Source organism: Pseudorhodobacter aquimaris, from assembly GCF_001202025.1.
GTDB lineage: Bacteria > Pseudomonadota > Alphaproteobacteria > Rhodobacterales > Rhodobacteraceae > Pseudorhodobacter > Pseudorhodobacter aquimaris.
Genome location: NZ_LGHS01000023.1, coordinates 1 through 9428, shown reverse-complemented (window position 1 = coordinate 9428; position 9428 = coordinate 1). Strand labels below are relative to the sequence as shown.

Genomic DNA, 9428 nt, shown 5'->3' with positions numbered 1-9428 from the left:
ATGCGGAGTCTCGGCCCACAGGAGCTTGCAGCGCTCCTCCAACCACTCATTCAGCGCATTGAGGTTAGGAAAGGCGGGCATGAGTTGCCAAAGCCGGTGGCGCGCATCGCGCACATTCTTCTCAACCTGACCTTTCTCCCACCCTGCCGCTGGATTGCAGAACTCAGGATCAAAGACATAGTGGCTGGTCATCGCCAGGAACCGCGCGTTTACATCGCGCTTCTTTCCGACACCAACCCGGTCGACGGCTGTCTTCATGTTGTCGTAGACGCCGCGCCCTGGAACACCCTCAAACACCCGGAAGCCATGCCAGTGGGCATCGAACAGCATCTCATGCGTTTGCAGCAGATAGGCCCGCACCAAGAAGGCGCGGCTGTGCGACAGCTTGATATGGGCGACCTGAAGCTTGATGCGCTCGCCGCCAACATAGGCCCAGTCCTCGCTCCAATCGAATTGAAACGCCTCGCCAGGCTGGAACACCAGCGGAACGAAGACCCCGCGGTCAGTCGTGTGATATGCGCGTTGCCGTTCACCCTTCCAGTCCCGCACAAAGGCCGCAACCCGCTCATATGAGCCATCAAAGCCAAGCTGCACCAGATCGGCATGCATCTGCTTGGCAGTCCGCCGCTCCTTGCGTGATTTGCGCCGCTCAGACAGCAACCAGGCTGTCAGCTTCTCAGCATACGGATCCAGCTTGCTCGGCCGGTCCGGTCTCTGAAACTCGGGCTCGACAATCCCAGCCCGCAGATACTTCTTGATCGTGTTGCGAGATACGCCTGTACGCCGCGCAATCTCGCGAATGGGCATCTTGTCTCGCAGCGCCCATTTCCGAATAACCCTCAAAAATCCCATGTCTACCACTCCAATAGCCCCCAGCTGAATCAAGCAGGGGCAAGGTTGCACATGGGTCAATTCTCAATGACAATTTCTGCTGTTGCCGGGTCAGTTCTCAGTGACAATCAACAATATAACCCCACCATGCTGGCCGAGGCGATGTGCAAGCATTTCAACTACGTCTATGCCCCCTCGACCGAGCATTTCTGGATGCACGGCCAATCCTCGGAAGCCTCGTTCATCTACATCACCACCAACAGCCTGACCTTCGATCAGCTGCGCGCCATTTCCGACGAGGTCGGCGAGGAGCGTAACCTGCTGATCTGCTGCATGGCCTATGAGGCGAAGGGTGAAAACCTGATGAACCTGACCCTGCGCAAGATCCCGCAGGCTGTGCTGAACCGATGCGAATGGGGCAAGGATGACTATTCCCTCAAGATCAGCGCCCTGCCGATGATCGCCGATGATGAAGCGGAAGACATCAGCCCCGCGCCGAAAAGCCGGGCCAAGGCCAAGCCAAACGATGCCACGCCCGACATGTTCGCAGATGACGGGGAGGCGTGAAGATGCAGACCACTGACCCGAAACGCGCCGTTGCCCAGATCACCCAGCGCCTGTCCCTGCGCAAACCCCAGACCGAAGCGCTGCGGCGGTTGGACGATATCGTTGACCTGATCACCCCCACCAAAGACACAGACGTCGAGGCCGCCCGCGACGCCGTGCGCGCCGCCTATGGCCACTTGCCCGATGCCGCGTTTGAGGATTTCGAGCGCGATTTCCCGAGCGTCTGCTTCGCTCTGGCCACGGGTGTTGGCAAGACCCGGTTGATGGGCGCCTTCATCAGCTATCTTTACATGATCGGTAAAAGCCGGAACTTCTTTGTTCTGGCCCCGAACCTGACGATTTACGACAAACTGCTCGCCGACTTCCAACCCACCAGCCCGAAATATGTTTTCCGCGGGATTGAGGCCTTTGCCCATAACGCACCGCTGATCGTCAACGCAGAAAACTACGAGGAAGGCCGCGGTGTGCGCGGCACCGACTTCTTTGGTCGCGAAGGCGCGATCATCAACATTTTCAACATTTCGAAGATCAACTCCGAGGCGCGTGGTGGCAATGCACCCCGTATTAAGCGTCTGCAGGAATACATTGGGGACAGCTATTTCGCCTACCTGTCGGAACTGGACGATCTGGTCCTGCTGATGGACGAGGCGCACCGCTATCGCGGGTCCGCTGGCTACAAGGCGATTTCCGAGTTGAAGCCTATCCTGGGGCTAGAGGTGACTGCCACACCGAAGACGGTCGGCTCGAAATCGCAAGCTTTCAAGAACGTCGTTTACAGCTACGATCTGCCGGAGGCGATGGAAGATGGCTACGTCAAAGAGCCGGCTGTCGGCACTCGGGCAAACTTCGACCCCAAATCGGTGGATGAGGCCACGCTCGAGCGGATCAAGCTGGAAGATGGTATCAACTACCATGAGCATGTGAAGGTCGCGCTGGAAACCTATGCCCGCAGCCACGATGTGCGCGTGGTGCGCCCCTTCATGCTGGTCGTGACCCAGGACACCACCCATGCCCGTGAGGTGCGGAATTTCATAGAATCCGATCAGTTCTTCGATGGGCGCTACAGCGGTCGGGTTATCGAAATCCACTCGAAGCTGACCGGCGAGGAGAGCGACGAGAATGCCCAACGCCTGCTGAACATCGAAAAAGGCGGCGACACGGATATCGTCATCCACGTCAACAAGCTGAAAGAGGGTTGGGACGTTTCCAACCTCTTCACCATCGTGCCTCTGCGCGCTTCCGCCTCGGATATTCTGACAGAGCAGACGCTGGGTCGCGGCCTGCGGCTACCATATGGCAAGCGCACCGGCGTTGCCATGGTGGATCAGCTGACAGTCATTGCTCATGACCGCTTCAACGATCTGATCCAACGGGCGAAAGAGGACAACGGGGTCACCCGCAAACTCAAGACGGTCACGATTGGCGATGGCGGTGATATTCCCGCTGCGAAACCGGTCGTCGTCGTCGCACCCTCGATGATCGAGCAGATGGTATTGCAGGCCGAAGCGCAAGCGACGGCATCTTCGGTGCAGCAGGTTGTTGGGAGCGTCGAGCCGACAGGACCGGAGATTGTTCCCGGGTTTGCAGCCCCTCCAGCGCCACCCTTCCGCTTCAGCAAGCCGGAAGAGGTCAGCCTCGCCAAGACTGTCTTAAGCGTGGTCATGCCCGAGGTGAGCAAGGAGGTGTCTTCTATCAAGCATCTGCAAGATCCCAAAGTCATCCAGCGCATTGCTGAAACGGCCCTCACTGCACAGAAGATGCAGGATGGGCTGTTCCCTTCAGTTACGCCTGAACAGGCGGTCGCCGTTGTCGAAGAGGTCTGCAAGCAGCTCGTCGAGCGGACGATCGCAATTCCGACACTGACCATTACACCGCAGGACCAAGTTACCTTCGGCTTCCGCGCTTTCCAGCTCGACCTGAAGACGTGGAACTATCAACCCCTGTCGCGTGAACTGCTGATCCAGGTTCTCCGCACCGAGAAGCGCGAAATCATCTTGGGTGATGCTGAGGGTGAGATGCCTGCGCGGCTGGAAGATTATCTGGTCGTAAAGCTCATGGATTACCCAGAAGTTGATTACGATGCCCATGCCGCGATCCTCTATGATCTCGCCGGACAGGTCGTGGCACACTTCCGTGGAAAATATCCTGACGAGGGGAAGTTGCGTGACGTTATTCAAGGTCACGCTCGCGCCATGGCCGAGGCGGTCTTTGCCCAGATGAAGCTCAACATGTGGCGAGGTGAGACCAGATACCGAGTCACCGTCAACTCGGCATTCGATCAGCTACGACCGCAAACATTCGATGGTAGCAATAAGGGAGCCATGCGGGATTACCGCAACCCACCCGAGCAACTGAACCAGATCCGGCGCTTCATATTTACGGGATTTGAAAAGGGCTGTTACCAGCTTGCAAAGTTCGATTCCGATACCGAGCGAAAAATGGCCGTCATTCTGGAGCGGGACCCGACTGTTCGTCTCTGGATGAAGCCAGGGCCAAATCAATTCAAAATCTTCGATATTGACGGCAATCCCTATCAACCGGATTTCGTGGTCGAAACGGACACTGAAAAATTCGTGATCGAAACCAAGCGGGCGAGCGATATGACCGATCCGGTCGTGATCCGAAAAGCGGACGCGGCCGCTCTCTGGACATTCCTCGCCACTTCGACGCAAGCAAGTGACGGTGCGGAAAAGCCATGGTCCTATTTGTTGGTGCCCGAGCATGCAGTTATTGCAAACGCAACGGTGAAGGGGCTGGCGTCGAGTTGCACGCGAATCGCGGATGCAGATCTGCGAACCCGATACACCCATGAATAGATAAGAGGCAGAGGGAGGCTACATGGATCTGGTTGATGCCCAAACAGCGCTGAAAGCGCATCCTCTCAGAATTGGCGTGTCCACTCGCTCATTATTTGAGTTGGACGAGGAGGATCGGATATTCCGCGAGGAAGGCGTAAATGCCTATGTCGAGTATCAGCGAGAACATGAGGAAGACATCCTTCAGGAGGGTGCTGCATTCCAAATCATCAAGCGCATCCTCGCCCTGAATGAGGATCTTTCAAATCCATACGTCGAAGTTTTTCTTATGTCGAAGAACTCGCCGGACCTTTCGCTGCGAGCCTTCAACTCGGCCAGGCACTATGGCCTTCCAATTAGGCATGGGAGTTTTACAAGCGGTAAATCCCTAGCCCCATATCTGCCTGCGTGGAAGATCGACCTTTTCCTATCGAATGATGAGGAAGACGTCAGAGCGGCAATTGTGGGCGGCACTCCTGCTGCCATGTTGGGAAAACGGCCTACTGATCTGGGCGATGCCCGCGACGATGATGAGTTGCGTTTGGCATTCGACGGGGATTCCGTCATTTTCGGATCAGAGTCCGATGCGATCTATGCTAGCTCCGGCCTCGATAGTTTCTTGGCGCATGAGATGGAAAATGCGCAGACTCCGATGCAACCTGGCCCGCTTGCTTCCTTCTTCCGGAAGCTCAGCTTACTTCGCGCGATACACATGAATGACGAACGGGTGAGTAAAGTCAGGGTCTGTGTCGTCACCGCCCGCAACGCCCCTGCACATGCGCGTGTCATCCATACACTACGATCCTGGGGCGCGGATGCCGATGAAGCTCACTTCGTCGGCAGGAACAGCAAGGCTCCCATACTGAAGGCTATGGACGCGCATATCTTCTTCGACGATCAGATCACGCATATTGAAAAGGCAGCCTTGGTGGTTCCGTCTGGGCTCGTTTTCGGCCCGCATGCCCCGGACAAGCCGATTATCCCTGCCTGACCTTGCCTCATTACATATCCACGCGGCGATAGAGTTGATGGCCGATACGCAAGCCGATGATCTGCAACATGCCATCCATTGGTATGCCCTGCGCTGCCAAGTGCCGCCGGAGGGCGTCCGTAAACGGTTTCCGACCCTCCAATCCTGCCGGGAGCGGTTGATCGCCGTGCGCTGGCCCAGCGGGATCTTCTGCCCTCGGTGCCAGGCCGGAGATCCGGTTCACTTGACGACACGCGCGCAATACCAGTGCCGCAGTTGCCGTTTCCAGTTTTCTCCGACGACTGCCACCGCTTTGCATCGCAGCCGCATTGAGGTGCCGATCTGGTTCGCAGCTGCGGAGCGGATCATACACTATCAGAACATGGGCAGCGCCACTGGCATGGTGCCTGCTCATGACCTCGCGGCGGCAATGGGCGTAGCCTATGTTGCCGCGCGTCGCCTGCGCAAGATTATCATCGAAGACCTTGGCCCCGACGGCAGGGGACTTCTGCGGGCCGCGATCTGCACGGAGGAGGTGATTCTCCCGCCACACGTCTTCCTGGGCACCGAGAGGCACCTGGGTTGGCTGATCGATTTATACTACAATCGCGATTCATTGAGCTGAGTTAAGCATACAGCCAGTCCCAGAGGCAATCCGCCGTGATATTGGCGGCGCACGCGCCACGCGATAACCTTCTAAACATAAAGGGGGTTATAGGCGGCGGCCTGAGCAGAACGCACGGAAGCACGGACTGGAAATCATGGATTGCGAAAAGTGATCCGAAACTTGAAATCCACGAAAAACGTGTGAAAACAGACGGTTGTGGACTCTCTCCTTCGCGCATGCGAAGATGGACTGGTCGAATGTCTGACGGGGATGTGCTCTTCCGAGACGGCGCACGCACCCTATCCCGAGAAAATTTTTGCGCCGCTTGCCGGCGATAGAACCTGATCGACTCTCGTGACTGGCCTCAAGGCTACCGCGTGGGCGCGGCGCGGTGCCGGGCAAGGGAGGTGTCGATCATTCCGAAACACTTTTGCAATCCGGACGCGCCGCCGTCCGGAAACGGTGATCCTATGTCCTTCGTTATCGAACATGATGAGTGGAACCATCAGCCGCATCGGCTCCCGAAAGACTCCAAGATCAAGATGGGCGAAATCTACGGCGTCGATCCTTATGACGGGCGGCGCGACCCGTCTGGGCGGAGCTCTTGGGCTCAGAAGGTCTTCTTTGCCTACAAGACCCCGGCGAATGACTGGCGCCCCAAGCTGGCAAAGACTGAAAGCGTTGCGGAGGCGGCGGTGGCCATTCAGGCGCTCATGTCTCCGGACATCTACGATGTCGGCTTCCAGCCGTTGACCGTCAATTTTAAGGATGAGACTGGAAAGAATACGCCTTATACACACGACCTTTTGCTGACGTTTCAGACCGGCCACCGCCGGTTGGTGTTCGTGCGCTATGAGCGCAGCCTGCGCAAACCGGCGACGGAGCGTGCGATCCAGGCCATTCTTGACGCCACACCGCGCGCGGCGGCAGACGACATGATCGTCGTGAACGCTGGCGATTACACACGCCAGCGTCGGGACAATTTGTTCCGGATGTTCAAGCTTTGCGCTACCCCTGACGAGGAAGCGGATGCGATTGTCCTTCGCACGATGCATGTCCATCGGTCGATCTATGTGATGAATGACCTGTTTCCCCGCGCCGGTATCGAACAGAGTCGGGTGTTCCAGGCCTGCTATCGTCTGATCGCAGCACGAAAGCTGATCGCAAACCTCGACCATGTCATCTGGGAGCATTCTCGCATCGGGCTCATGGGATGACGCCAGAATCGCCGAACTACCATTTTCCGAGCGGGACGGCGGTCACGCTTCCCATGGGTGACATGTCCATCAGGGAGAGGACCGATTACGGTTACGATCTTGTTGACCTGTCATCGGGTGAAATCCGCGGTATTTCGATGCAGTCGTTGATCGACCAGCTGAAGCTGCCTGGTATGGTGGCCGACACCACCGAGGCATTGACGGGCAATCGCCTGAAACAGCGTCTCGGGGGAGTCGAGGGTATCGAGGGTTTGACCACCGAGGCACAGGAAGACAGTGCGTTCCGGCTGGCGATCTGCACGGCGATTCAGGCGGTTCAGGAACGGCTGCGCCTGGAAACCGGAAAACCCCGCCTCAGGCTAACCTGGCGCAGCATCGATCGTCAGCGCCGTGAAATCCGGGATATCGCTCAGGCGCTGTTTGGAAAGACGATTTATCTGGAAGGCCCGCGGGGTGGCCAAAAAGGAAATCGCTGGACCTTGCACAAGGGACGTCGCCTGCTCGATATCTTTCGGGACTATGAGGCACTTCTGAGCGGAGAGCGCCCGAAGGATGCATTGGCGCCGCTGTATCATCTTCAGGGCAATCGCGAAGCGAGAATACCGTATCGCTCGCGCGAGCTAATGACCGTGGCCTGGGAACAAGTCGGGCTGGATCTCAAAAGCCCGAGTCTGGCGAATGTTCATAACCGCCTCGAATTGTTGATCCATGAGGAGAACGCCCATCGAGTTCGAAACGAGCTGCCTCCGCTGATCGTGCCGTCCGTCTCCACGCTGAAGGCGCATCGCGCGCAGCATCTCTCGGACACCGCCTATCTCTTGGCAATCAAAGGCGGCTCCGTCGCGCGCAATCGTCGCGGACGCGGCAGCACAGATCTTCGTGCGCTGATGGTCGGCGAATACGTCGAAATCGACGAGTGCAAGGCGTCCCTTGTCGTGTCCTCGAAAGTGGCCGGCACCTGGGAACGATTGTCTAAAGACCAGCGGGAAGCGCTGGAAGAGATCGACGAGATCATCCGGAAGCGGCTCCATATCCTTGTGATGATCGACGTGGCGACGCGGATGCCACTCGCGTGGGTGATCAGCGATCAGCCGCGCGCGGAAGCGACCTTGCAGCTCTTTCGTATGGCCACTCGTTCCAAGGAGCGCGAAGCCCGGAAATACGGCTGCGATGGCCAGGCGATTGATGGTGTCGGTGTAGGCTATGTCAAGAATGACAACGGTCCAGGGCTCCGCAACGCGACGGCCATCGGAGCTTTGGTTGGCCTCGGCATTATTAACATCGTATCGCGCGCCTATGCGGCCACAGACAAGCCCTACATCGAGCGCTTGTTCGGCACCGTCGAGTCGGTGCTCCTGAAGCTGATCCATGGCTATACTGGGCGCAAAGCCGGGGAGTTGCCGGGCTATGATGCAATCGCGAATGGCGTTCTGGACATCGAAGAGCTTTACGAGATCCTGAGCCGATTCTTCATCGACGAATATCCGGCCATGCGGCACACGGGTGTTGGCATGTGGTCCCGCCGGCCGATCGAAGTTTACAATGACATCAATCACACGCGCGGCTGCATTCCGCCCATCGACCCCGATACGCGGCGTATTCAGCTGGGATGGGACGTCAAGGCGACCCCCACGGACGAGGGTGTCCGGGTGTTCGGCGGGATCTGTTTCAACTCCGATAAACTCCAGGAAGTGCGGGAAAGCCCGAAGGTGAAAGCCCGCAAGGTTTCGGTATTTGTCGATCCTGATGACATCAATGCTGCAACTGTGGTGATCCGGGGGATTGATGAACCGATCACCGTCCATCTGCAAATCACGGCATTTGCCGTGTTGATTGTCACTGAGAACTGACCCGGCATTGTCACCGAGACTTGACCCACCCAGCTGTTATGTTCTTTGCGTCATGATGGCGTCAATGCTGCTGTCTCCTTTCGTTTCTTTTTCGCTGTCTCAGAGCTGGCCTTGAACCGATAGCTGTCATTACCTGTCTCAAGGATGTGGCAGCGGTGGGTTAGGCGGTCGAGTAGCGCGGTGGTCATTTTCGCATCGCCGAACACGCTGGCCCATTCGCTGAAGCTCAAGTTCGTGGTGATGACGACGCTGGTGCGCTCGTAGAGTTTACTGAGAAGGTGGAACAACAACGCGCCTCCCGAAGCGCTGAACGGCAGATATCCCAGCTCATCCAGGATCACCAAGTCGGTTTTCACCAACGCCTCAGCGATCTTTCCGGCCTTGCCTTGGGCTTTTTCCTGCTCCAGCGCATTGACCAACTCACCCGTTGAGAAGAAGCGGACGCGTTTACGGCGATGTTCGATCGCTTGGATGCCAAGAGCGGTAGCGACATGCGATTTCCCGGTTCCTGGGCCCCCGATCAGCACTACGTTTTCGGTCCCATCCATGAACTCCAAGCGATGCAACTGGCGAACCAAGGCTTCACGGATT

At 57.5% G+C, this 9428-nt stretch carries 8 protein-coding genes; 6 read left to right on the top strand and 2 right to left on the bottom strand.

Translation table 11 applies throughout. The annotated features are described in order from the left end of the window. Positions 1-852, bottom strand: an 852-nt coding sequence (gene istA, locus AKU94_RS03505) for an IS21 family transposase (RefSeq protein WP_050525959.1), incomplete at its 3' end; no start/stop codon positions are given. A 66-nt stretch (positions 853-918) separates the two neighbouring features. Between istA and AKU94_RS03500 the strand changes: the two genes are divergently transcribed. The 6 genes from AKU94_RS03500 to AKU94_RS03475 all read left to right on the top strand — a co-directional run bounded on the left by AKU94_RS03500 (position 919) and on the right by AKU94_RS03475 (position 8837). Next, entirely contained in the window at positions 919-1398 is a 480-nt protein-coding gene (locus AKU94_RS03500; RefSeq protein ID WP_198144815.1) for a hypothetical protein, read from the top strand. Between the two features lie 2 nt (positions 1399-1400). Continuing rightward, entirely contained in the window at positions 1401-4214 is a 2814-nt protein-coding gene (locus AKU94_RS03495) for a DEAD/DEAH box helicase family protein (protein WP_050525957.1), read from the top strand. A 22-nt stretch (positions 4215-4236) separates the two neighbouring features. Further along, a complete protein-coding gene (locus AKU94_RS03490; RefSeq protein ID WP_050525956.1) occupies positions 4237-5184 on the top strand; it encodes a 5'-nucleotidase in 948 nt (315 codons plus the stop codon). A gap of 37 nt (positions 5185-5221) precedes the next feature. After that, the gene (locus tag AKU94_RS03485) at positions 5222-5788 is read left to right on the top strand and encodes a transposase (RefSeq protein ID WP_050525955.1); all 567 of its coding nucleotides are present in this window, start codon (positions 5222-5224) and stop codon (positions 5786-5788) included. A 389-nt stretch (positions 5789-6177) separates the two neighbouring features. Further along, positions 6178-6987, top strand: a complete 810-nt coding sequence (locus AKU94_RS03480) for a Tn7 transposase TnsA N-terminal domain-containing protein (protein ID WP_232295669.1) — start codon at positions 6178-6180, stop codon at positions 6985-6987. Further along, the gene (locus AKU94_RS03475; RefSeq protein ID WP_050525953.1) at positions 6984-8837 is read left to right on the top strand and encodes a DDE-type integrase/transposase/recombinase; all 1854 of its coding nucleotides are present in this window, start codon (positions 6984-6986) and stop codon (positions 8835-8837) included. Before AKU94_RS03480 ends, AKU94_RS03475 begins: the two co-directional genes overlap by 4 nt. Before the next feature lie 50 nt (positions 8838-8887). Here the strand turns inward: AKU94_RS03475 and istB are convergent. After that, positions 8888-9428: IS21-like element helper ATPase IstB (gene istB, locus AKU94_RS03470; RefSeq protein WP_050525952.1), on the bottom strand; the 541-nt coding region annotated here is incomplete at its 5' end.